Raw genomic sequence first — 22,114 nt, 5'->3', positions numbered from 1 at the left:
TTTGCCTTGATTTACGAGCAACAAATTTTCTTGGCTAAATCTAATTTTTGTTTGAGAATACTTTCTAATTGTGCAATTTTTCGAGTGACTCGTTCAGCACTTTGATTGATTCGAACCAATTGATTAACCGTAATCCTTCCGTCGGTAAATGCTTCTACTGCCGTTTTTACTTTTGTGCTTTCAGCTTGTAATAATCGGGCAAGTGCCACTTCTTGCTGAGCTACCGATTCAAAAATTTGATTTTGCGCTTTTTGGCATTCTGTTAAAATAACTGCCGTGATAACGTTTGTTGTTTCACTTTCGGATACAACCTCACCATCTGGCTTTAACTGATAGTCATAGTTCACTTCTGCTTGATTATCTACTTGAGGCGGCAGCGGAGCGAGAACGGATACTTGAAACGTGACTTCCACACTTTGATCTGGAGAGAGTGATCCCACAGGTATACCTGTTGTCAAATCACCAGTTACAGCTGTTCCATTTACTTGAACACTACCAAGAATGAGTGCTGTACCAACAGGAATCGCATCTTTTACCAAAATGCTGTTCACATTCACATCACCATTATTGGATACCAGAACTGTGTAAGTGATTACTTCATTTTCCTTGTCGTAAACCGATTTATCTTCCATCTTCACGGCATCTACCTGAATACGTTTAACAATCGTCTCTACTTCGTTGGATTCATTACTGCCATAGCTGACAGGCAGACTTGGTGCACTGTGAAACTCATAATCCAGCTTGCCTTTGTTCGGTATTTTCCCACTGGGAGGAACCGATGTTACTTCTGCTTGAAATACAATTTCCACTGGTCCTTCAATCGACACAGAACCTATATTTACGCCTTTGGCAGGATCAGCTGCCGGCTGAGCAATCCCGTCTATTTGCAAACTTCCTGGAATAAACGTGACACCAACAGGAAGTGTATCTGTAAAAATTGCATTTTCTGCTTCTGCCAATCCATTGTTGGATACGAGAATGATGTACGTTAATACATCCCCAACAACAGCAATATCTTTATCTACTGTCTTTTCCATCTGAATATCCGGGCTATTTACATCGATCTGCAGTCCAAGTCCTGTTAAAACAAAACCGTCCCCTTTTGTCGCCAAACGTGCAACTGCCGAAGTCTGGGAAGTTTCCATAGCGCCGGAAACATCGACATTGGTAATATCCCAGCCGTATCGATTAGCAGATTGTTTCTGACCAGGTATAACATTATTTGTACCTGCTGTACCATTTGTATCTAAATTGCCATTATCATCATTGATCTGGGAGGCAAAGAAATTATCAGCTAAATTATTCGGACCAGATATCACTTGCAATTTACTCGTATCTAGACCAAATAGAAATTGATCTTTGGGAATAAAACTATCCCCTTCGATAGCAGTTAATAGGGCTCTTGCACCAAATGGGAGAGAATCTGGTGTCGCAAAACCAGTAATAGTTTGATCAGCGTATCCTGTTCGGTCAATGGAAGCAGCACCTACATAAAGATTCATATTGCGCATAGCGAATGAAGCATCTTGATAGATAACGGCTAAAGTCCACCCAGCCGCATTGCTTCTGCTCGGATGCAAAACAGTAGCAGGTACACCTCCTACAATATAGGAGCCGGCTCCGTTATTTTTCACTACATCGGTGATATCAGAAGATCTGATATAAAATATTTGAGACTCATGGGTAATTTGTTGTGCAGTAGTAGAATCAGGAGAGATAGAGTGCAGACCTCCATTGGAGTCCATCAACGAAATAGATGTATTTATTTCACTTGTTACATCTTCTTTTCCTGATTTGGTCGAACCGCCCCAAATCAGTTCTGCATATAACACTTCACTGCTAGATGGGAGATTTAAATACGCCATCGAAGAATTTTTTTTCCAATCCAACGTACTTCCAAGAGGATAGCCAGAAACTTGTAACGAGACATCGAGGGTAAGAAATGCACCAATATCATTGTAACTGGTGTTGAGTTCTCCATAACCAAGCGTATTACCTGTAAAGGTCATCGCGCCTTTGGTGGTAGTAGAGAACCGCCGAAGCAATGCCATCCACTTCATCCTTTCGAGGAAAAATAATTGATGGGACAAAAGAGGGTCTGTTTTTGTTTTGCATACAAAACAACCCATATCTGGGCAGGGGAAAACCACTACTAACTTCGGCGCAGAGTAAAAATGAAAATATATTCAATTGTCCGTTCTACTATTTCTACAACGATAACTGTTCTGCAAAACAAAACATAGTAGCACTCTATACAGGAAATTGGAGAAATATTCCTGTATTTCTTTCAACATTGTAACATATGTACAAAATAGTATGTCAACCCAAAAAATAAATAAAAAATATTAAAAAGTAAGAATTGTATAATTGTGGGATATTAGATATAATCAATTTGGAGGGAATTCTTTTATATGAAAAATATCTCCCACTATCAGCGAGAGTTGATTATTTCTTCTTTATCTACGAAATCCATAATGATAAATAATAAAATAATGAGTCACTAATAGATGATAAATACAAATCGTTTTCAACTAAGGTATTCATAGACAAGGGATTCATTTATTTTGTGAATATTCAATTTATTATGCGCAGCATCTCCCTACCAGGTACTACATACTGATAGGGAGCAACACTCTGGAGCAAGTGCCAAGTGCTTACACCAGTTCTCGGCGCCAGATGAAGGTGGGCTCACCCTCCTTCTTGCGCTCGGCTCGCACAAAACCAGCCTTGCTGATGTGCCGCTGAGATGCGACATTATCCTCGTGGATGTGCGCCTCCAGCGTTCGAAAACCGTACTCCCGAAGCCATTCCACCAGAACCTCAGTCGCAGCGGGCATGATACCCATTCCACGATACTGCTTACGAACCACGGCCCAACCGAGGACACCCAAGGCGTTCTCCAGATTGATATCCGTAACTGCGCGGCTACCGATCAGGTTACCATGCTCGTCGTAAATGTCCCAAGTGATGCGCTTCTTCTCCTTGAAGAACTCCGTACGAGCTCGCAGGAGGTGACCGCTCATCGCCTTTTCAGGCGTGTCCTTGGTGACGTGGGAACGCTCCTTGTTGAAGAACTTCCAGTCGACGTCCAGACAGAACGGAAGGAATACTTCCCTCACCCACTTCTTCGTCCAACTGAGCTTCCTCGGCACGAGGATGATCCTCATATCGTCCCTTGTGACGGTCGAGAGAATCGGACGCTGATTGGCCATGGGGAAAACAAGCTTGGTCACTACAGCTCCAAGATGACTAGTTGAGAGTGTTGGTTGCCAATATAGGCTTACTCACAGTTTACCAGAAATAACTAATGTCCAAATAAAAAAAAAGCGAAACTCTGTTAAAAATCCCGCTCCAATTTCTCTATGATAATATTCTGAAGAATAGTTTCTACATTCTCTACCTGTACAAATCCTGTTTTCAATTCCATGGCATTGGCTGCACCACAGGCTGAAGCAAGAGCGAGAATTTCTCTTATGGACAGACCGCGAATTAATCCTACTGCCACTCCGGCAACAAATGAATCACCTGATCCAACTGGATTGACGACATTTATACAAGGAGTTTTGACTCGATACTTTTTTCCCTTATAAATAACAAATGAACCATTTGCCCCATCAGATATAACAACAAGCTCAATACCATTATTTGCAATGCCTTCTGCTGCTTTCCAAATAGCTTGTTCCGTATTTAAGGAGTGACCTACGATTTGTTCTACTTCCTGCCGATTTGGCTTTACTAAATATGGCTTGTAAGATAAGCAGTCTCCCAACATCTGACCACTTGTATCCAAAAGAAGGCGAATACCTTTTTTCTGTGATTCCTGCAAAAAGAAGCGATATAGTTCAAGTGTCACGCCTTTTGGTACAGAACCACTCACAACAACTACTGACGCTTCGTCTAAAAGCATTAAAAATTTCTGTTTGATATGCGCTTGTTTTTCCCGGGAAATAACCGGCCCTTGTTCCATGATTTCGGTTTGTTCCCTACCTGTTTGATCGATAAACGCATAAGCTCTTCTCGTTTCCTCTTCAATGGAGACAAAATCTGTTTCAATTCCCAGTGATTGAATTTGATCATGGATAAATTGTCCATCTGCACCGCCCAAAAAACCAGTGGCTTTCACATCTTCACCAAGGATACGACTGACACGAGAAACATTGATCCCTTTTCCTCCAGCTGTTTTTGATCGTTCTAATGGACGATGGGCATGCCCAAGTTGAAAATGCCCAAATGTATAAGTCATATCCACAGCAGGATTTAACGTTACTGTGATGATTTTTTTAGGCTTTTCCATCACTGCCACACATCTTAATCTTATTGATTACAATTTGCTTCATCGCTTGTTTCCCGGGTGTAAGGTATTTACGTGGATCATTAGCATCTGGATTTTCGGCAAAGTATTTTTTAACAGCATCGGAAAATGGAATTTTTAGATCCGTCGCGATATTCACTTTGCAAATACCTTGCTGGATGGTCCGTTTCACATCTGCTTCGGGAATATCTGATGCACCATGTAATACAAGAGGTAAATCGACTTCTGCGTGAATTTCTTCCAAGCGCTCAAAGTCGAGTTTTGGAGTACCATGGTATAAACCATGAGCTGTACCAATGGCAACCGCAAGGGAATCAATATTGGTTCGCTCTACAAATTCTTTGGCTTGTTTCGGATTTGTATATTTGGCATCTTTTTCATCCACGACCAAATCATCTTCGATTCCGCCGAGTCGTCCAAGCTCTGCTTCGACGGTAGCACCGACTTTATGAGCATAGGCAACAACCTCTGACACAATACGAACATTATCTTCAAAGCTATGATGTGACGCATCAATCATACATGAACGAACACCTAGATCAAGATATTTTTTTATCTCTGCAAAACTCTCAAAATGATCGAGATGAAGGGCAATCGGAATGTTATATTTTCGCGCTGCTGTTTCCACAATGGCTACCAAATAATCCCCGCCCGCATAATCGATAGTACTTGGAGTACCTGCCAAAATAACAGGAGAATGCAATTCAGCTGCTGTTTCGACTACCACTTGGATCGTCTCTAGATTATGAATATTAAACGCTGGAATTGCGTATTTTCCCGCGTATGCTTTGGAGAACATTTCTTTTGTATTTACGATTTTCGCTGCCGTGTTTGTACTCATCATCATGCCAACCTTTCTTCAAACATCATTAAATTCCGTCGTCTTCTGCCATTGTTTGAGCTTTTTCTCTGTGTTCAAAAAGCTGTATCCCTGCTTTACCCACATCAACTGCTTGTTTTGCTAATTCTTCTAAAGAAGTAAACTCTCTGGATAAAGAAGCTTCCAGCACCATCGCCAAATTCGTACCACCTACTACTTGCATATTGATGTCATTCGCTGCTATGGTGACTGCCGTTTTAAAAGGAGAACCTCCAACTAAATCACTTAACACGAGAATCCCATCTGTCTCTGCTAATGCGGCAATCGCTGATCTTATATTTTCATCCAGTGCTTCAGTAGAATCATCTGCTGCAAAATCAACAAACTGAACAAATCGCTGCTCACCTGCAATGAGCTGCAAAGAAGTTCGCAAACCCGTAGCAAAATTTCCATGTCCACAAATAATCAAACCAATCATCATTCTCAACTCCATACATACAAGATGAAATATTCCATGTATAAAAACATGGAATATGGATCAGTCTTATAAAACGCCAAGGAAAGACAGAAGAATCGCTAACACAAACGTAACAAGGATTAACACTACTGGATTGGCGTTTTTATATTTCAAAAAGTAATACATTAGGAACGTATAGCCCAAAGGCAAGATGTTTGGAAAAATACGATCGAAGAAATCTTTTTGCACAGAAAATTCATGTCCTTTGCTGATTGCCCATGATAGAGCGACATCAATATGAACATAAGTTGCAATCAATCCGCCGATTACAGTAACCCCAAGAATCGTAGCCGCTTTTGATACCACTTCTGAGTTCTCTTTGATTTTAGAAATGGCTCGAACACCTAAGTTATATCCTGCATGAGCCCAAAAAACCCTCATAAAGAATACAGCCAAATACACGAGGAAAAAGATAATCGGACCTAATAAACTTCCAGATTGACTGAGTGAAGCAGATATTCCTGCAATTACCGGCAGCAAAGTAAACCAAAAAATCGCATCACCGATACCAGCCATCGGACCAAATAAGGCCAGCTTTAATCCTTTGATCGTACTTCTTTTCTCTTTATTTTCTTCCAGTGACAATAGCAGCCCCATCAACATCGAAACAAGCGGTGGACTTGTATTGATGAACTCCATGTTATCTTTCATAGACTCGGAAAGACCTTTTTTATCATCTTTATATATTTTTTTGAGAAAAGGGAGTTGAGAATATAACCATCCACCAGCTTGCATTCGTTGATAGTTAAAACTTGCTTGAAGGAGCACTGAGCGAAAACCTAATTTGGTAATATCTTTTTTCGAAAGCACACGTTTTGGCTCTTGTTCTACGTTCTCTACGTTGTTAGATTCCATCTTCATAGTCCTCCCTCGCCGTTTGATTCGATGCAGCCATCGCTGCTACTAACTTTTGACGTTCTTTATCGTTGTAGAACTGATACAACGCTACTGCAATCCCAAGTACAGCTACAGGGAGTAAGTTTCCATAATGGATAAAGGAAGCAACTAAAAATCCAAGCAATAAATAAGCAAAGAATCTGCCTTTCAACATTACTTTTAAGAGCAAGGCAAAACCTACAGCCGGCAAAATTCCTCCAGCAATTTCAAAACCATGGCTCAACCAAGTCGGCATTGCCTCAACCAAGCTTTTCATTGGTCCTTGTGCTATATATGCTGATAAAAATACGACAATACCATAGGTAATCGCCACGATCACCATCGGAATAATCGTTATACGAGCAAAAGATTTCGTATCTGCTTCTTCTGCATATTTGTCTGCTTTCTCCATAAACACAGAAAAGATAGAGTAATAAAATAAAATGATATATTGCATCAAGAAACTAAATGGCAGCGCCAGACCAATTGCTGTCGCAGGAGTCTTTCCTGTTGTATGAGCAATCACAACCGTCATAATACCTGCTAGAATGGGGTTCGGTGGTTGTGTACCTCCAGCAGGAGTCAATCCGGCAAATGCCAATTCAGTTAATCCTCCAGCAATCACGCCCAAGGTCACATCACCCAAAATAAAACCTGTCAATGTACAAACAATAATCGGTCGAAATATATATAGCGCTTCTAACCAAAAATCAAATCCTACAATGATAGCGAGGATTGCTAATAGTATCCCCTGTGTAAGTGTAATATCCAAAACTCCTCACCTCTTAATCAATCGAATGTTTGGTGTCTCCTGGTACATCTTGAATAAATACTTGTACTCCTTTGGATTGAATATAGTGCAGATCATCGAGATCCTTATCATCGACAAATACTTTTTTGGTAAGCTGTCTTTTTCCGGAGGAGAAATGCATATTTCCCACATTTAATTTATCAATCGGCACACCGCCATCAACCAATTTACGAACTACTTCAGGGGTGCGACAGATCAAAAACATTTTTTGGCGTTCTGCCGCTTTATGAATAATGTCAATGGTCTTTTGAATTGTGAAAAATCGAATACCTGCACCAGATGACTCCGCAGTAACTGACATCAATTGCTGTTGCAATGGATCATTTGCCGCGTCATCATCAACGACTACTAACAAATTCGCTCCTAAGGATGTAGTCCATGTAACCCCTACTTGTCCATGAACCAAGCGATTATCAATTCTCGTCATTAAAATATTAGGTTTTCCCATGAAAACAATCCTCCTAAAAAATAAACAGCTCAAATAAGAAAGCGCTAACATATCTATGAAAACAATCTACTCACTTCACCTGTTGATCTGTAAAAACATGTAGATTGGGATGAAGTTGTAAGATCGAAGCTGGCAGAGCTTCCAGCACTTCTCCAAATAAGGCATCCTGCAAAATGTACTTCTTACGTTCTCCACTTGCCATGAGCATTACTTGCCTTGCATGCATGATTGTTTTGATCCCCATTGTAACAGCATGGTCGGGAACACGATCATATCCGCCAAATTCCTCACTGTGCTGCTTTTTTGATGCATCTGTCAATTCGATAACATGGGTTTTACTGGAGAAAGATGTATACGGTTCGTTATAAGCAATATGTCCATTTTCCCCAATCCCTAAAATAATGGCATCGAGCCCGCCTGCATCCTCCAGCATCACATCAAAACTTTCAACATTTTGATCAGAAAGCCAAGTAATGTTATCTGCTGCAATTGCTGTTTTGGAAAAGAAATTTTTCTCCAAATAATAACGACAAGTACCTGGCTCTTGTCCAGTAACATTGCTGTATTCATCAATATTAAAAAAATGAACATGATCCATAGAGAAACCTTGTTGCAGATAAGCTAACAGCACTTCATACATCTTAGTCGGCGTATTCCCAGTAGCTAAGCCAATATTTACATGATCTTTTTGACTCATGACGCGAATGAGAAATAAAGCTGCATCCCTGCTCATTTGGTCATTGCTTTTTGCGTAAGAGATATTCATTTGCTTTTGGTCACCTCCTTTTATACCTTTTCCATTGGATAGATAGTAACTCCCTGTACTACACGATTAACTGACCCACTAGTTGATGGATTATCAGGAGTGTATCCCAATTGAAGTGATTTACTGACTGCTAGTATTTGTGCGACAAAAATATAAGGAAATGCCAGATACACATCTTCTAGGGCTTCTTTCTTCGTTTGTGATTGAACCGAAAGATAATAATCACTATAAGAAGCGAGCTCCTCTATTCGCTCTTCTGTTAAAACCATAATTTTAAAACCAGTACTTTTTCTTTCACGTGATATTTCCTTCAACAAATCCATATCGTATTTTCTCGTATATGGATCATTGCTCATAAACATCACGACTAGACTGTTCTCTTGAAGAATAGCTTTAGGACCATGCCGAAAGCCGAGCGGTGAATCAAAAGATGTAAATACATTTCCATCAGTGAGTTCCAACATCTTTAACGATGCCTCATGCGCCAAACCAAGCAATGGTCCTGAACCTAAGTAAACAATATTGGATATCGGTTCAGATACGACTTGATTAATCTCATCTTCATATGAGTCTTGAATCCATTGACAATACTCTGCAATTGTCTGTACAGATGAATGTAAAGTTGTTAATTCAGCCAGTTGAAAGACTAACAGACTGCTTAACATCATCGATGAATAACTGCTTGTCATGGCAAAACCTTTATCATTACTACCATCAGGCATTAGCAGTAACAATGATCGAGTGTCATTTTTATATTTTTTCGCCAAATGTCCTTCCGGATTACAAGTAATGTGCAGTTTGTAAAAATCTCGAATCAGCTTTTCCCCTAACTCAACAGAAGCCACGCTTTCCGGACTGCTGCCAGATCTGGCAAACGAAACCATGATAGTAGGTGTATCTGTATCTAAATAGTAAGTGGGATTAGAAACAATATTGGTAGTTGCTGCATGCTCAAAAGTTAATTTTTCTATCTTATTTTGCCGGTTTAGATAAGCGGTGATACACTCACCGATAAATGCTGAAGTACCTGCACCTGCAAATATGACTTTTACTTGTTGATGTCGATCTAAAATAGCTTCAAAAAACCTCTGGATGGTTTCTCTATTTTTAGAGATATAATCATATGCTTCCAGCCATACCTGAGACTGCTGTAAAATTTCCTTTTTGGTTAGTGATACTCCGTGTTTCTTTGCTACTTCTTCTGTTACATGTAAAAACATATTGTTCACCTCATATCTCTGCGACTACTCTAACTCTGTTGTAAACGAATACTTCTCTCCGTGTGCAAACGCTTTCGTAAATTCGATAACCTGAGAAAATCGATAGGCAATTCGTTCGATCTGCATTCCAGGATTTCCAGCCTCCACTTGCAGAAAATGAGCTTCTTCTGTTGGAAGACTTACAGCACGAAAACTCTCTTCTGCTTTTTGAACCAATATTTGATAATCCGTCCGCAAAATGCTGTACAATGCCCTGCTTTCTAAATCTGCCTGTTTTAAACTTGGACAAAGTTCCTGTGGCAAGTATGTTGTCTCCATCAAAATCGGTTCATTATCTACCAAACGCAGACGCTTAATTTCGTACACTTTGTCTCCTTCTATTATTTGTAACTTCCGTGCAATCATGCTATTAGCAGGAATAACTTGAAAAGAAGTAACTTTATTCGTTTGTTTCTTTCCTAGTTTGTTCATTTCTTCCGAAAAACTATAAAACTTATTGAGTTTTTGGGTGAAGCTTTTTTTTGCTACAAAGCTGCCTTTTCCATGTTGCGTATATATCCGACCTTCATTCTCAAGCTCAATCATTGCTTGCCTCACTGTCGTGCGACTAACACCATATACCTCACACCACTCTCGTTCGGAAGGAAGCTGATCATCTTCTTTCCACTCTCCTGATGAAATTTTATGTTTAACAATGTCCATCATCTGTACATAGAGTGGGATACGACTGTTTTTGTCTATCTGCATTTTTTATAATTCTCCCAAACTGGTTAGAACATCATGATGTCATTACCAGTTAAAATGTATTTCTACTATAAATCCTTTTTATTTATAATGTCAAATAAAAATATAAAAATTAATAAAATAAATCATTTCGGTGGTAAGTATGCCCGATATAACGGGATTCATTACAATAGAGATCAAAAAGAGAATTAAAAATACAAAAAAACATTTGACAAAATACAAATAGTAGATAAAAATAGATTGTAGAAATCGCTTTCAAACACAAATAAAAAAGACAGCTTATCACTCGGCACACCAACCTTATTTGTACCTTTATAAACTGTCTTTTTGCTTAAGGAATATAAGAGAAATAGTTTAGGTGTGAAAACGCGGAACAAAATGCAGCTTAAAGCAAGAGGCGGAGAAGTTAAAATTTCAGAAAAGGAATAACACGCAACCAGTTTGTCCATCTGGATCCAGCAACACTTTTTGTCCCAGCTGGAACGGTTGACTCCAATTCAGTTCTAGGAATGTTGTTCACTTCTCTAAAAATATCACTTCTTGTTTCTTTGATCTGCGTTTCCAAATAATAATAAGAATCCAATGTTTTCAATCCTTTCTCTATCTATATTTCAAACCTATATAAGACTATTAAAAATAAGTAGATTCGTCAATATAAATATCGGAAAATTAGCCATTTGGTATTATTTTTACATAATTAATTACGAGATATTATTGATAATTATGGAAATCGATTCATAATTATGCATCTGATTGATGTGGAGTTAATAACGTTTCTTTCATCTACAAATCGTATATAATGAAATGGAAATTAGTTATACTAACTCCTTTTCTACAGATCATAATAATTGAGGGATGCCTTTTGAAAATTGCATTGGTTGCACATGATAAAAAGAAGGCAGAAATGGTTGATTTCATGTTGAAATATGAACCTATTTTCCGGCCTCATTCCCTTTTTGCTACTGGAACTACTGGAAAACGGATAATGGAAGCTACGAAACTAAATATCCATCTGTTAAAATCAGGTCCTCTTGGAGGAGATCAACAGATTGGTTCGCTGATCGCCAACGGCGATCTTGATCTCATTTTCTTTTTCCGTGATCCGCTTACCGCACAGCCACACGAACCAGATATAAGTGCGCTCCTACGCTTATGTGATGTTTATGGGATACCATTAGCTACTAACCAGTCCACTGGTACTTTACTTGTACAAGCACTTGAGACAGGCTGGATTATAAAATAAGCAACCCTTGATAGAATAAGGGTTGCTTATTTTTCAGTACAGATAATTATTCCAAAAACATGAATTTTATAATAGAAAACTATTCCACTAGCATTCTTCCTAAAAAGTTAGGGAGAGAAAAACAATTTTCTAAGATTTTTTGATTTACAAACAGTGTATCCAAATGAAAAGCGCTGGTATTGATCTCATGATATTTCTTTGAACCAAGCGTAAAACTCCACAAACCTCCAGGATAGGTAGGAACAGTAGTTGTATAGAGTTTCCGGTGAGCAAACAAATCTCCAATATGATGGTAAGTTTGTTTCATTATTTCCGCATTAAACAAAGGAGATTGACTCTGACACACCATTAACCCATCCGCTTTTAACGCTTGATGAATATCTTGATAAAAGCTTCGTTGGAACAACCCTTGTGCCGGTCCGATTGGATCTGACGAATCAACAATGATAACATCGTATGTATCCTTGCATTCTTTCACGTGAATCATTCCATCTTTGTATAAAAAATTCACTTTTGGATCAGATAAATTTCCAGACACAGCAGGTAGATATGCTTTACTGAATCGGACAACCAATTCATCAATTTCTATCATATCAATACGTTCAATTTGATTATATTTGGCAGCCTCACGAGCTGCTCCACAATCTCCTCCGCCAATGATTAGTACATTTTTTGGATTTGGATGGATGGAAAGTGGTACATGCGTAATCATTTCATTATAAATAGAACCATCCAGTGATGTCGTTTGCACAACGCCATCTAAGACTAACATTGGTCCAAAATCATATGTATCAACAATCATTACATGTTGGAATTCTGACTGTTCTGCTACTAATACTTCTTTAATGCGATAACTGACTTTTAAGTTATTTCGATCATCTTCCACTAACCATGTTTCACCATTGATTTGCTGAAAAAATTTCTGCAAACTTATCCCTCCTTTGCTAATAATTATTATTTTAATACAATCTTCTCCTCATTCAAGATCGTTCTTATGAAGCTTTTTACCGTCAACAACAGAGGGAGTGTTTGAATTGAAAAAGAATATTTTTCCGTTTTTTCTCGGATGTATATTTGTGATTGGTATATTTTCCTCATGTTCCAATCAAAGAGACGTTCCTATTAATAAACCAATTCAACAATCAAATGCCGTAACCATTACTTTTCCATCAAAAAAATATCCACATATTGCTGATCATATAAAAGACGCAACAAAAAAAGGAGAACCAAATACTTGTACCATCGATCGCAAGGGAGCAGAAAAAAATAGAGAAAAATCGCTAAAAAATATTCCACCGAAAAAAGGCTATGACCGCGATGAATACCCAATGGCAATGTGTGAAGAAGGAGGAGAAGGTGCAGATATACGATACATCAAACCAAAAGAAAATAGAGGAGCAGGATCTTGGTTTTCTAATAAAGTTAAAGATTATCCTGATGGTACAGTCATTAAAATAAAGGTAAAATAAATATAACTTCATATAGAATGAAATCATAATACCCCTAATGAAAAGAGTCTTCAAATATGAAATCTCAGAAATGGATCACTGTATGTATTGCTATTTTTGCACCATTACTCCTTATTGGATGCGCTTGGCTAGCACAAAATCCCTCTTTTACGCTGTTAGCATCTTTTTTACTTATTCTAATTGTCCTGATCATTTGGCCTTTTAGCGGTGCGGCTCTAGGTACATTTGTCGCTATAAGCGCATTTGCGTTCCTGCTATTTATTGGTCCTGTATTAAATGATGCTGCCATGCAGCAAAATGGGATAAATCATACTGCCATTTTAGTTAGTAAATATACCACTAATCCGTCAAGTAAAAGTTTCAGCTGTACACTTGTAGATACGAAAGATACATCAAAAGTATTCACGTTAACTGACGTTACTGGATGCACAGATACATTAAAAACAGGCGAAAAATATAATGTGAAGGAGTACCCATCTGGCTGGCTTCCTCCTGTATTAGCAAGTGAAGTAGCATCTATCTCAAGCCAACTATGGATATCCATCGGTTGTCTCGTGATCATGGAGCTATTCATTTTATACGGAAGACGAAAAAAAAGAAAAAAGCAGCCACATAAAGGATAATAGTGGCTGTTTTTTTACTTTCTTGATTTCTTTATACAATATCTGGCGAAAAATCCAACTATTACTGGAAATAATATTGTTCCAACAATTCTTCCCATGTTTTCTGCTGCATCCCCGCTACTAGTTGAGGTAGCCAAATTATTAATTGCTCCTAGTACCAGTAGGACTGTAAATACAACTAAAATATAGCCTAAAATCAACCAACCTTTATGTCTTTTCTTCTTCTCTTGCTGCATTCAAACCCTCTCCTTATAGCACACAAAGCTCGATTCCTTATACGCTATTTTATCGAAAATAGTAACTTTTTGAATTGGTAATTTTTATGGATACATTTTGTATCACTAACATGTTGGGAAAATAGCCTGGATTCAATTGATTTCAAAAACACAGAATGATAATTTATAGATAAATCAACAAGTAGAGTAAATTCTTCTCTTCTTGTTCAACACTTCTGAGAGGATCATCATGCTGGAGATCAGCGAACTCCCTAAGGGCAGCCGTCTTGCTCCCACTGTCTTGGGACACCAGAGGAGCCGTCTAGTGGTACATGTTCCTGTCGAATCCAAGATCGACGAGCGAACAAATCTCCCCTTCTGTTCCGTGAACTCCGTGTTCCGTAATTCAAACTCGGTGTTTATCGGCATCGGTGTTCCAAATGTCTTCACCATGCTCCCGAGTATGGAAAAGGATGGAACATGGGACAAGTTCAGTGCTTTCATGTTCTTTCGACAGCGTTCCTACATCGCGAAGAACGTGGAGCGTATGCAGGTAGGTGTTTACTTTGACCTGCAGGGTCTGCCCGACGAAGCAATTGACGCTCTTCGCCAGGAGATGACAAAGCAGCAAGGACGACGTACACCCAGTTGTGCCAATGCGAACGCCCGCCTTTTCTCTGCTGCAGGATTCACATGTGGTGGAAAGTCACTCAAGGCTGTCTATCGTCCCTCCCATCTTGCCGCTCTTCTTTGGAAAAACGGTCTTGAATATAAGGGACAGGAAGTTTCCATCCGTATCCTTCTGACCGGAAGAGCAGCCAGCGCTCACTTCTTTGGTGTCTGGCAAAAGGAGTTTACTTCCCTTTGCCGTTCGGTGAAGAAGAAGTTCATGCGAAACCATTCCACACATGCAGCACCGGCGTTCAAGCTGGAGCCGGCCGAAGGAATGTCTATCGAACGTTGGACAGATGACACCGAACTCGTAAGGGTTGGAGTCAGTATTCCCTCGTGGCTGGGCGTGAAGATGGGTTTCCTGCTCGGCGAGCGTCCTGTTTTCATTGCGGAGACTACAGAGGTGGTAACTGATCCAGCACTTCAGGAAAGTCTCCATCCATTCCCCGGAAAGCTGGACCGTGTAACCAAGCTGAAGAGGTACATTCTCTTCTCTCGGCCGGTATCATGGCTGATCAATCGTCATCTCTCTCCGAAGTTCGAGTACTACGATGTCCCTCGTCGCGCCGTAATCGAGATGCTTCAAGTCGGCGACGGTTCTGATCGATTCGTCTACAATCTGGTCCTAAAGAGGTCAGGTATTCGAATCTCTCGACTGGAGAACAAGGACCGCCGAGACCGCAAAATCATCAACTGGATCATGTCCAAGCATCTCATCACTGCAGGTGGATACGAGGAAGATGTGCCATTTGCAGGTGAGACGTGGGTAGAGATGGAGAACGGGGAACGTGTCCTTTGCCTCAACGGCAACTCTGGAACTTACAAGCCTGACAAGAAGCGTCTGAAGGCTGCTGCAGAACACCTCAGCAAGGTGTTCGAAGTTCGAGTAAAGATTCAGTAGATCCATCAGGAGTAAATTAAGCTGGATATTTGTCCAGCTACCCCCCTTGAATTTAAAATCGAGGGGGGCAATTTTATTTACAATAAAAAATATCATGTCTTTATTACTATGATGGCTTTGTTATTCATTAGTTAAAGGCATTATCATCCCCATTCATCTTCCTATTGACTTCCTTTTCATATTTATATTGATTTATTTCATGACCACATTGCCCTTCCTATAAAAAAAACAACACCTGAATTTGGTGTTGCCTTTTTTTATATCCCTTATTGCACTTTATTTAAAATAGATTCATAAACCCCCACTGCATTCCCATGAATATGTTGCATTTCATCTGTGATCAAACTGGCTATATATTGTTTTTCTTCAGGATAAAGTTCTTGGTTATGATCAGAAAGACGTTCTTGCAAGTAAGCGAGTATCTCTAAATGATGGACATCATTTTCATTTGATTCATCTGCTTGTTGCTGATAAATTTCCGCTTTTTCTTTCTCTAGTTTTTCTGATAAAACATTCAATTCTTCCAGTGTAAAATCCATATCATATCCCTCCAGTTGCCGATTATTATGAACGAAGATTAGATAAAGCATACAAATACAGTGAAAAAATTTCATGATTTAACTAAGACAATAGTTGTCACTATTAGAAGATATACTAAATCTATAAAACAACAGAGGAGATGGAAAAAATGAATTTAGAAATGATCCCATTTATTATGATGAATGGAAACGCAAAAGAGGCGATCAAATTTTATAAGGAAGTTTTTGATGCTAAAGTTGTTTTTATTCAAGAAGATAGTGAAAGAGTTGACCACTCTGTATTGAATATTGGTGACAGTCAAATCATGCTCTCTGATAAAATCGAACAAATACCATATCAGACTGGAACACAAGTGAACATCTGTGTTACTGCAGATGATCGAAATAGAGCAGAAAAAATATATGCAGCTTTAATAGAAGAAGGAGTCATCCTGTTGCCAATGTGTGAAATGCCGTTCAGCCCTGCATACGGCATTGTAAAAGACAAATTCGGAATATGCTTTCAAGTATTTACACAAGTGAAAAAACATAAATAAACTCCCTTTTTGGGAGTTTTAATTATTATCGAGAGCTGCTTAACATTATGATGGTGTGAAACCTAAAGTGAATACTATTAGCTTATGATAAAATATTGTGGGGAAATTTTTTCGTATAACAAACATCATCCACAAAAATGAAATAACTACTGCATCAAAAAGGAGTCTATAGATATGCCTTCCAATAAAAACTATCAATATCCCGTAGAATACACTCTTCAATTAATCGGCGGAAAATGGAAACCGCTTATATTATTTATCCTTTTAGAAGAAGGAACAAAGCGTTTTGGGGAATTTCGAAAAATCATGACCGAGATCACACAAGGCGTTTTAACTACCCAACTGCGTGAACTGGAAAACAACGGATTGATTCAAAGAAAAGTATACCCAACTGTCCCTCCAAAGGTAGAATATACACTGACTTCCTTAGGAAATTCATTACAACCTATTTTAAAAGGGATGTGTGATTGGGGGAGGAACCAGTTAGATAACAAGCAGGATTAATGGACTAATTGTTTTGCAGCCATAACGATATATTCACTATATCTTTTCGCTTCTTTGAGTAGATCTTCATCGTCCAGTTTACTTGCGCCGTAGGAAACAAAAGAAGGAAGAAACGTACCATAACATTTCCTAATCGTCGCTTGCATTGGTTTGAGTAACTCACTTACTGTAAAGTAATTTTCTCCACCTGCTTGATATGCTTTATGAGATCCTCCTGTTGTAGTTGCAAGCATAAACTCTTTGTTCTTTAAGTTTTCCCCTCCTGGACCATATGCCCAGCCATACTGCATGACATCGTCAAACCATTTTTTTAAGAGTGGAGGACAGCTGTACCAATAAAACGGAAACTGCAAAATGATGCGATCATGAGCTAGCAGCAATTGCTGTTCCTTTGCCACATCTATACGCCATTCGGGATATTCTTTGTATAAGTCACGTACCAATATATCCGAATTTTTTAATATCTCCTCTTTTAATATTTTATTCGCACGAGAAACCTCTAAGTCAGGATGTGCGATCATAATCATTGTTTTCAACTTTGTTCATCTGCCTTCATATATTTTTTATTTCCTACAATGATTATGACAGGTTGAAAATAAAAACATAAGTACTTAGTTTATTAGGAGTAAGTATGGTTTATGGTACTGACTCGAAAATAATAAAAACCAGCTACATCAGAGGGCAGCTGGTGAAAATATCTATCTAATTTTCCATATTTACATATTATGGGATATCTAACAACAAGGCATCCCTCTTTCACCAACGTAAAAAAGTTAATGAAAGACAAAACAGGAAATCAAGCGGGAACCTCAGCCTCTTTGGTCAATGTCGCCGTCACTTCGATTTTTAGCAATGACGCGACGTTTATCGACACCAGGACCATTGCGCTCCATTCTACTGGCAATATTACTTGCCTCGAATGGAGACAGCTGATGCCAGATCAAGCCGCGCCGGATGGAGACAGAACGGAGCTGTCCATTGACCCACTTCGCTTTATAGTCTTTGCCATCTACACAGGCTTTAACCGTTTTCGAACTGCGATTGCCCATTTTTCCTCCTATTGTTGGCACTTTTATTGTATACCAAATGAGAAATCGATGGAAATAGTAAACTAAAAAGCTCACTGAAAATAAAAATAAAATTATATTGACATCAAATTTATACATATTGTAATATTATTTTTGAACGAACTGTTCGTTCAAAAATAATAAGGGAGAGAATGATATGTTCGCAAATGAAAAATGGACTATAAAAGATAAATATGTATTAATTACTGGTGCAACCAGTGGTATTGGTTTAGCTGCTGCAAAAGAACTTGCGAAGCGGGGCGCAAAACTTGGAATTATTGCACGAAATGAACAGAAAGCAAAAATCGCTGTAGAAGAAATAAAAAATATAACAAATGGACACACCATACCAGATATCTTTCTAGCAGATATGGCTAGGCTGTCATCCATCCGAGCAGTAGCAGTACAAATTATGGAACAATGCACTTCCATTGATGTCTTAATCCATAACGCAGGTGCAATGTTTGTAAAACAGAAAATTACGGAAGATGGAATAGAAAAAACATGGGCTGTCAATCATCTTGGACCCTTTCTACTCACGAATTTACTGCTACCCAGGTTAAAAGAACAGAAACATACACGGATCATTTGCACGGCTTCTCATGGTCATAAAATGGCTAGTAAAGGAATTGATTTATCCGATGTACGTGCTGATAAATTATATAGGGGAATAAATGGTTTGTTTATGGGGGCAAATTTACGTTATGGACAATCCAAATTAGCAAATATTTTATTTACTTCAGAATTAGCCAGAAGAGTTGCAGATACCAATATTCATACCTATTGCTATGATCCTGGATTAGTTGCCACCAATTTTAACCAAGAAAACGGATGGCTTGCCAGAGCCACTATGACTGTGTTTAAATGGTTTGCACGTCCTCCAGAAAAGGGTGCTGAAACAATGGTATGGCTCGCTGATTCCGATGAAGTTAAAAATCACAGTGGATACTACTATTGTGATAAAAAGATTGTACAGCCAGCACAAATAGCCCAAAGTAAAGAACTAGCCCAAAAATTATGGAAAATAAGCGAACAACATATCAAACAACCTGTTCTTAATGTTGTATAAAATAAACGGAGGAAATGAAAATGTCACCTTTAAACGAACATCAACTTAGTCAAATAAGAGATGAACGTAGAGAGCAGATTAAACATGCAGCTTTACATGTACTTGCTAGGAGAGGGTTGATTGGTACCACAATGAGACTCATTGCAAAAGAAGCAAAAATCAGTTTGGGTCTCTCTTACAGTTATTTCTCATCCAAGGATGAGTTATATGTGGAATTAGTACGGGAAGCAGTAGAAGATGCAAATCAATCATTTGCGTCTATTGCCAATCTTACTGGTACGCCAACGGAAATAATGCATTCTATTTCCGAACAATTATTAGAGGAAAGTAATAGACCAGCTTTTTTATTAATTCAACAAATACAATTTGCAGATGGTGTTCCAGATGAAGCAAAGGAAATAATTCGTCAAAATCCTTCTAGTAAATGGTTAGAACAACTTATTCCAGTAATTAAAAGCGGACAAGAATCAGGGGAGTTTTGTTTAGAGGATCCCAATCAGTTATTACAAAGTTATTTCTCTGTCCTTACTGGTCTCATGCTTCAACCAAATGCAGAAATAAACCTCGATTTGCTGATGAAAATATTAAAAAAGTAAAATGCACCCGCCATCCGCCCTTTCGAAAAGCAAAATCGTTTAAAATCAAGAAAGGGCCTAATTCATCCATAAAGCGATTTTAACCCAAAAGAAAAATGAAAAGCTGTTTAAAAAAGAAAAACCTCGCACTATCGTTACTAGTGAGAAGTTTTCTTTAATCACTTATTCCATTCTGATCCCATTTTCCATCCCTTTATCAAATTTTTCACTTGGTCTATTCAATATCAAAGCATATATCACCAATAAAAAGCTCGATACAATATAAATCCACTTGATACTCATTTGATCACTGAGTGGTCCGACAATCATCATAGCTATTGGAGACATACAAGAAGCGACTCCAATCACCAAAGAGAAAACTCTACCCATATATTCCGGAGAAACATTTTCCTGAATGACCACTGTTAAGATCGTTGTTATCACAGGTACAAATAAACCAGCTAACACAATCATGACAACATATACGGGGAAGGAAGTTAAAAATCCAATAGTTGCGGTCAGTATTGCAAATACAGCCATTGCGACTGCTAGTATTCGCAACTTCTTATTGATGGTGTTTATTTTTATTAAAACAATGCTTCCAACCAGCGAACCAATCCCCCATGCCAATTCTCCAATGGATAAATATGAAATACTTTTTCCAAAAGTGCGTTGTATAAAGAGAGGAGCAAGATAAGCAACTGGTGTCAAAAGTGCATTAACAACAATGGCAGTCGTAAACATTTTTTTCAATAGTGTCGATGATTTAATATAGGTAATACTCTCCTTAAAATCCCGAAAAAATGAATTCGTTTCTTTTTTATTTGTGATTAGAATTGGTACAGTAATAAAAGCGAGTAAACTAATTTCAACGATTGCAGTAACGATATCGATATAAAAAGTTGCTTGCAATCCAAACTCAGCAAATACAAACCCACCAATTGCCGGACCCAACAAAATAATTAATGCTTGTGATCCTTGCGAAGCCCCGTTGAGTCTCATCAGCTCTTTTTCAGGAACCATTTGTTGAATCAAAGCATTCCCTGCTGATTGTTGAATTGCTTGACCAATGGAACGGACAAAAGTAATCACAAGCAATAGAATAATACTTTCGAATCCAATTTTAAAAAGAATAGCTGCAAGCAATGTTACTAGAGCAATGGACCCATCCGTTAACATGATTAATTTTTTTCGGTTGTATCGATCGGTTAATGTTCCTGCTACAGGTGAAAAAATAGCTAGCGGTAAATTAGCAGCTACCATCCCTAACATCAACCAAAGACCAGAACCTGTTTTCATTGATATATACCAAGTTATCGCATAAGTTACAATGGATGAGCCGAATAATGAAAAGAATTGACCGATAATAAAAAGATAAGCAGATGTTTTCCAATTTTCCTTTGTTATCATAAAAATACCTCCAAATTAATGACTAATCATTTAGTCATTTTAAAATTAAAAAAATTAAACCTACTTTTTGATTAAATAGTTTAAAAATACCTCTACAGTAGGATAAACGTAATTTTTCTTAAAAATACGACTGCAAAATGCAATACCATGATACGAACTATAATAGAAAAATGCTAGTTCCTTTGGATCTCCTTCTATAAAATGACCTTTCTTTTGCCCAGATGAAATTAGGTTAGACAAACTATTAGCCAAATTCAACAAGGAACGTTCATAATCAGCTTTTATAGTTGGATTTAATTCATGTTCAGAAAAACTTTCAATTTGACTCAAAAGAAGTAAACCATCTGCAGAAGAGGGATCATCCATTAAATTTTCCAACAACATTTTAGATGCATGAAATAATATTTCTTTTTCATCGCCTTCTTTTTGAAATAACTCAGCCATCTTATCAAAACTAGGGATTGTTATTTCAATCAGTTGATTCATTATTTCTTCTTTTGAAGAAAAATAGCGATAAGTTAAACCTTTACTTATTCCTACTTCATCTGCTATATCTTGAATGGTTGTCTTAAAAAATGTATTTCTAGCAAATAATCTGGCAGCTGCATATAATATTTTTTCGGTTGTTTCATTTCGCATTGCTTCAAAACGTTCTTTTTGTCTGCTCAATTGATTCACCTCATTAATGAATGAACATATAGTCATTATATTCTCGAGTTATCCATATGTCAACGTGTTTTTTGTTCTTTTTCTTCTGGATATCTCATTTATTTTAAA

General features: G+C 38.1%; 27 protein-coding genes. 8 read left to right on the top strand and 19 right to left on the bottom strand.

The features are described from left to right. Positions 1–11: 11 nt before the first annotated feature. From AC5WOC_RS16805 to AC5WOC_RS16750, 12 genes are all read right to left on the bottom strand, one after another. The gene (locus AC5WOC_RS16805; RefSeq protein ID WP_496056574.1) at positions 12–2,051 is read right to left on the bottom strand and encodes an alpha-helical endospore appendage domain-containing protein; all 2,040 of its coding nucleotides are present in this window, start codon (positions 2,049–2,051) and stop codon (positions 12–14) included. A gap of 603 nt (positions 2,052–2,654) precedes the next feature. Continuing rightward, positions 2,655–3,233: a GNAT family N-acetyltransferase gene (locus AC5WOC_RS16800; protein ID WP_496056573.1), complete on the bottom strand. Its 579-nt coding sequence runs from the start codon at positions 3,231–3,233 to the stop codon at positions 2,655–2,657. 104 nt (positions 3,234–3,337) lie between these two features. Continuing rightward, the gene (gene pfkB / locus AC5WOC_RS16795; protein ID WP_496056781.1) at positions 3,338–4,294 is read right to left on the bottom strand and encodes a 1-phosphofructokinase; all 957 of its coding nucleotides are present in this window, start codon (positions 4,292–4,294) and stop codon (positions 3,338–3,340) included. Next, the gene (locus AC5WOC_RS16790; RefSeq protein WP_496056572.1) at positions 4,281–5,153 is read right to left on the bottom strand and encodes a tagatose bisphosphate family class II aldolase; all 873 of its coding nucleotides are present in this window, start codon (positions 5,151–5,153) and stop codon (positions 4,281–4,283) included. Before AC5WOC_RS16790 ends, pfkB begins: the two co-directional genes overlap by 14 nt. A 28-nt stretch (positions 5,154–5,181) precedes the next feature. Then, positions 5,182–5,613, bottom strand: a complete 432-nt coding sequence (gene agaF, locus AC5WOC_RS16785; protein ID WP_496056571.1) for a PTS galactosamine/N-acetylgalactosamine transporter subunit IIA — start codon at positions 5,611–5,613, stop codon at positions 5,182–5,184. A gap of 63 nt (positions 5,614–5,676) precedes the next feature. After that, positions 5,677–6,504, bottom strand: coding sequence for a PTS galactosamine transporter subunit IID (gene agaD, locus AC5WOC_RS16780; protein ID WP_496056570.1), 828 nt, complete (start codon positions 6,502–6,504; stop codon positions 5,677–5,679). Next, positions 6,494–7,297, bottom strand: coding sequence for a PTS galactosamine transporter subunit IIC (agaC, locus tag AC5WOC_RS16775; RefSeq protein ID WP_496056569.1), 804 nt, complete (start codon positions 7,295–7,297; stop codon positions 6,494–6,496). The genes agaD and agaC overlap by 11 nt, the downstream gene beginning before the upstream one ends. Before the next feature lie 13 nt (positions 7,298–7,310). Continuing rightward, the gene (gene agaB / locus AC5WOC_RS16770) at positions 7,311–7,784 is read right to left on the bottom strand and encodes a PTS galactosamine transporter subunit IIB (RefSeq protein WP_496056568.1); all 474 of its coding nucleotides are present in this window, start codon (positions 7,782–7,784) and stop codon (positions 7,311–7,313) included. A 70-nt stretch (positions 7,785–7,854) separates the two neighbouring features. Continuing rightward, entirely contained in the window at positions 7,855–8,550 is a 696-nt protein-coding gene (locus tag AC5WOC_RS16765) for a glucosamine-6-phosphate deaminase (protein WP_496056567.1), read from the bottom strand. Positions 8,551–8,570: 20 nt separating this feature from the next. Continuing rightward, positions 8,571–9,770: an SIS domain-containing protein gene (locus AC5WOC_RS16760; protein WP_496056566.1), complete on the bottom strand. Its 1,200-nt coding sequence runs from the start codon at positions 9,768–9,770 to the stop codon at positions 8,571–8,573. 24 nt (positions 9,771–9,794) lie between these two features. Further along, entirely contained in the window at positions 9,795–10,517 is a 723-nt protein-coding gene (locus AC5WOC_RS16755) for a GntR family transcriptional regulator (protein WP_496056565.1), read from the bottom strand. Between the two features lie 403 nt (positions 10,518–10,920). Beyond that, on the bottom strand, positions 10,921–11,106 hold the full coding sequence (locus AC5WOC_RS16750; RefSeq protein WP_496056564.1) for a hypothetical protein: 186 nt from the start codon (positions 11,104–11,106) through the stop codon (positions 10,921–10,923). 270 nt (positions 11,107–11,376) lie between these two features. Here AC5WOC_RS16750 and mgsA point away from each other — a divergent pair, with 270 nt between their 5' ends. Beyond that, positions 11,377–11,757, top strand: coding sequence for a methylglyoxal synthase (gene mgsA / locus AC5WOC_RS16745; protein ID WP_496056563.1), 381 nt, complete (start codon positions 11,377–11,379; stop codon positions 11,755–11,757). 79 nt (positions 11,758–11,836) lie between these two features. On the opposite strand, the gene speE is transcribed toward mgsA, so the two are convergent. Next, the gene (gene speE, locus AC5WOC_RS16740; RefSeq protein WP_496056780.1) at positions 11,837–12,691 is read right to left on the bottom strand and encodes a polyamine aminopropyltransferase; all 855 of its coding nucleotides are present in this window, start codon (positions 12,689–12,691) and stop codon (positions 11,837–11,839) included. A gap of 100 nt (positions 12,692–12,791) precedes the next feature. On the opposite strand from speE, the gene AC5WOC_RS16735 reads away from it, so the two are divergent. Together AC5WOC_RS16735 and AC5WOC_RS16730 are read left to right on the top strand one after the other, a co-directional pair. Next, a complete protein-coding gene (locus AC5WOC_RS16735; protein WP_496056779.1) occupies positions 12,792–13,226 on the top strand; it encodes a NucA/NucB deoxyribonuclease domain-containing protein in 435 nt (144 codons plus the stop codon). Positions 13,227–13,282: 56 nt separating this feature from the next. Next, positions 13,283–13,849 (top strand): hypothetical protein, encoded by a 567-nt coding sequence (locus tag AC5WOC_RS16730; RefSeq protein ID WP_496056562.1) that lies wholly within the window; start codon positions 13,283–13,285, stop codon positions 13,847–13,849. Positions 13,850–13,863: 14 nt separating this feature from the next. Here AC5WOC_RS16730 and AC5WOC_RS16725 read toward each other — a convergent pair whose 3' ends face one another. Continuing rightward, entirely contained in the window at positions 13,864–14,085 is a 222-nt protein-coding gene (locus tag AC5WOC_RS16725; protein WP_496056561.1) for a hypothetical protein, read from the bottom strand. 229 nt (positions 14,086–14,314) lie between these two features. On the opposite strand from AC5WOC_RS16725, the gene AC5WOC_RS16720 reads away from it, so the two are divergent. After that, positions 14,315–15,637, top strand: coding sequence for a hypothetical protein (locus AC5WOC_RS16720; protein ID WP_496056560.1), 1,323 nt, complete (start codon positions 14,315–14,317; stop codon positions 15,635–15,637). Positions 15,638–15,903: 266 nt separating this feature from the next. Here the strand turns inward: AC5WOC_RS16720 and AC5WOC_RS16715 are convergent, their stop codons facing one another. Continuing rightward, positions 15,904–16,176: a hypothetical protein gene (locus AC5WOC_RS16715; RefSeq protein ID WP_496056559.1), complete on the bottom strand. Its 273-nt coding sequence runs from the start codon at positions 16,174–16,176 to the stop codon at positions 15,904–15,906. 149 nt (positions 16,177–16,325) lie between these two features. Here AC5WOC_RS16715 and AC5WOC_RS16710 point away from each other — a divergent pair, with 149 nt between their 5' ends. Together AC5WOC_RS16710 and AC5WOC_RS16705 are read left to right on the top strand one after the other, a co-directional pair. After that, a complete protein-coding gene (locus AC5WOC_RS16710) occupies positions 16,326–16,712 on the top strand; it encodes a VOC family protein (RefSeq protein ID WP_496056558.1) in 387 nt (128 codons plus the stop codon). 174 nt (positions 16,713–16,886) lie between these two features. Beyond that, positions 16,887–17,216, top strand: a complete 330-nt coding sequence (locus tag AC5WOC_RS16705) for a winged helix-turn-helix transcriptional regulator (RefSeq protein ID WP_496056557.1) — start codon at positions 16,887–16,889, stop codon at positions 17,214–17,216. On the opposite strand, the gene AC5WOC_RS16700 is transcribed toward AC5WOC_RS16705, so the two are convergent. Then, a complete protein-coding gene (locus tag AC5WOC_RS16700; RefSeq protein ID WP_496056556.1) occupies positions 17,213–17,752 on the bottom strand; it encodes an NAD(P)H-dependent oxidoreductase in 540 nt (179 codons plus the stop codon). The two genes, AC5WOC_RS16705 and AC5WOC_RS16700, sit on opposite strands and share 4 nt — an antisense overlap. A 273-nt stretch (positions 17,753–18,025) precedes the next feature. Beyond that, positions 18,026–18,286 carry a hypothetical protein gene (locus AC5WOC_RS16695; protein WP_496056555.1) on the bottom strand — a complete coding sequence of 87 codons (261 nt, stop codon included), beginning with the start codon at positions 18,284–18,286 and terminating at the stop codon, positions 18,026–18,028. 154 nt (positions 18,287–18,440) lie between these two features. Here AC5WOC_RS16695 and AC5WOC_RS16690 point away from each other — a divergent pair, with 154 nt between their 5' ends. Then, the gene (locus tag AC5WOC_RS16690) at positions 18,441–19,352 is read left to right on the top strand and encodes an SDR family oxidoreductase (RefSeq protein ID WP_496056554.1); all 912 of its coding nucleotides are present in this window, start codon (positions 18,441–18,443) and stop codon (positions 19,350–19,352) included. A gap of 20 nt (positions 19,353–19,372) precedes the next feature. Next, on the top strand, positions 19,373–19,948 hold the full coding sequence (locus AC5WOC_RS16685; RefSeq protein ID WP_496056553.1) for a TetR/AcrR family transcriptional regulator: 576 nt from the start codon (positions 19,373–19,375) through the stop codon (positions 19,946–19,948). Positions 19,949–20,110: 162 nt separating this feature from the next. Here AC5WOC_RS16685 and AC5WOC_RS16680 read toward each other — a convergent pair whose 3' ends face one another. Together AC5WOC_RS16680 and AC5WOC_RS16675 are read right to left on the bottom strand one after the other, a co-directional pair. Continuing rightward, complete coding sequence (locus tag AC5WOC_RS16680) at positions 20,111–21,337, bottom strand: MFS transporter (protein WP_496056552.1); 1,227 nt, start codon at positions 21,335–21,337, stop codon at positions 20,111–20,113. A 60-nt stretch (positions 21,338–21,397) separates the two neighbouring features. Then, positions 21,398–22,006 (bottom strand): TetR/AcrR family transcriptional regulator, encoded by a 609-nt coding sequence (locus AC5WOC_RS16675; protein WP_496056551.1) that lies wholly within the window; start codon positions 22,004–22,006, stop codon positions 21,398–21,400. Between the last annotated feature and the right edge of the window lie 108 nt (positions 22,007–22,114).

The organism is Shimazuella sp. NTD247, assembly GCF_059510415.1.
Note: the sequence above shows the minus strand (reverse complement) of the source record. Positions and strands in the feature narration are given on the sequence as shown.

Excerpts from the sequence above, each read along its gene's own strand:
- AC5WOC_RS16710 (WP_496056558.1), top strand. The coding sequence starts at position 16,326 with ATGAATTTAGAAATGATCCCATTTATTATGATGAATGGAAACGCAAAA.
- AC5WOC_RS16730 (WP_496056562.1), top strand. The coding sequence starts at position 13,283 with ATGAAATCTCAGAAATGGATCACTGTATGTATTGCTATTTTTGCACCA.
- agaB (WP_496056568.1), bottom strand. The coding sequence starts at position 7,784 with ATGGGAAAACCTAATATTTTAATGACGAGAATTGATAATCGCTTGGTT.
- AC5WOC_RS16755 (WP_496056565.1), bottom strand. The coding sequence starts at position 10,517 with ATGCAGATAGACAAAAACAGTCGTATCCCACTCTATGTACAGATGATG.
- AC5WOC_RS16680 (WP_496056552.1), bottom strand. The coding sequence starts at position 21,337 with ATGATAACAAAGGAAAATTGGAAAACATCTGCTTATCTTTTTATTATC.
- AC5WOC_RS16705 (WP_496056557.1), top strand. The coding sequence starts at position 16,887 with ATGCCTTCCAATAAAAACTATCAATATCCCGTAGAATACACTCTTCAA.
- AC5WOC_RS16685 (WP_496056553.1), top strand. The coding sequence starts at position 19,373 with ATGTCACCTTTAAACGAACATCAACTTAGTCAAATAAGAGATGAACGT.
- AC5WOC_RS16765 (WP_496056567.1), bottom strand. The coding sequence starts at position 8,550 with ATGAATATCTCTTACGCAAAAAGCAATGACCAAATGAGCAGGGATGCA.
- AC5WOC_RS16790 (WP_496056572.1), bottom strand. The coding sequence starts at position 5,153 with ATGAGTACAAACACGGCAGCGAAAATCGTAAATACAAAAGAAATGTTC.
- AC5WOC_RS16760 (WP_496056566.1), bottom strand. The coding sequence starts at position 9,770 with ATGTTTTTACATGTAACAGAAGAAGTAGCAAAGAAACACGGAGTATCA.
- AC5WOC_RS16720 (WP_496056560.1), top strand. The coding sequence starts at position 14,315 with ATGCTGGAGATCAGCGAACTCCCTAAGGGCAGCCGTCTTGCTCCCACT.
- AC5WOC_RS16715 (WP_496056559.1), bottom strand. The coding sequence starts at position 16,176 with ATGGATTTTACACTGGAAGAATTGAATGTTTTATCAGAAAAACTAGAG.
- agaD (WP_496056570.1), bottom strand. The coding sequence starts at position 6,504 with ATGGAATCTAACAACGTAGAGAACGTAGAACAAGAGCCAAAACGTGTG.
- agaF (WP_496056571.1), bottom strand. The coding sequence starts at position 5,613 with ATGATGATTGGTTTGATTATTTGTGGACATGGAAATTTTGCTACGGGT.
- pfkB (WP_496056781.1), bottom strand. The coding sequence starts at position 4,294 with ATGGAAAAGCCTAAAAAAATCATCACAGTAACGTTAAATCCTGCTGTG.
- AC5WOC_RS16690 (WP_496056554.1), top strand. The coding sequence starts at position 18,441 with ATGTTCGCAAATGAAAAATGGACTATAAAAGATAAATATGTATTAATT.
- AC5WOC_RS16805 (WP_496056574.1), bottom strand. The coding sequence starts at position 2,051 with ATGGCATTGCTTCGGCGGTTCTCTACTACCACCAAAGGCGCGATGACC.
- AC5WOC_RS16725 (WP_496056561.1), bottom strand. The coding sequence starts at position 14,085 with ATGCAGCAAGAGAAGAAGAAAAGACATAAAGGTTGGTTGATTTTAGGC.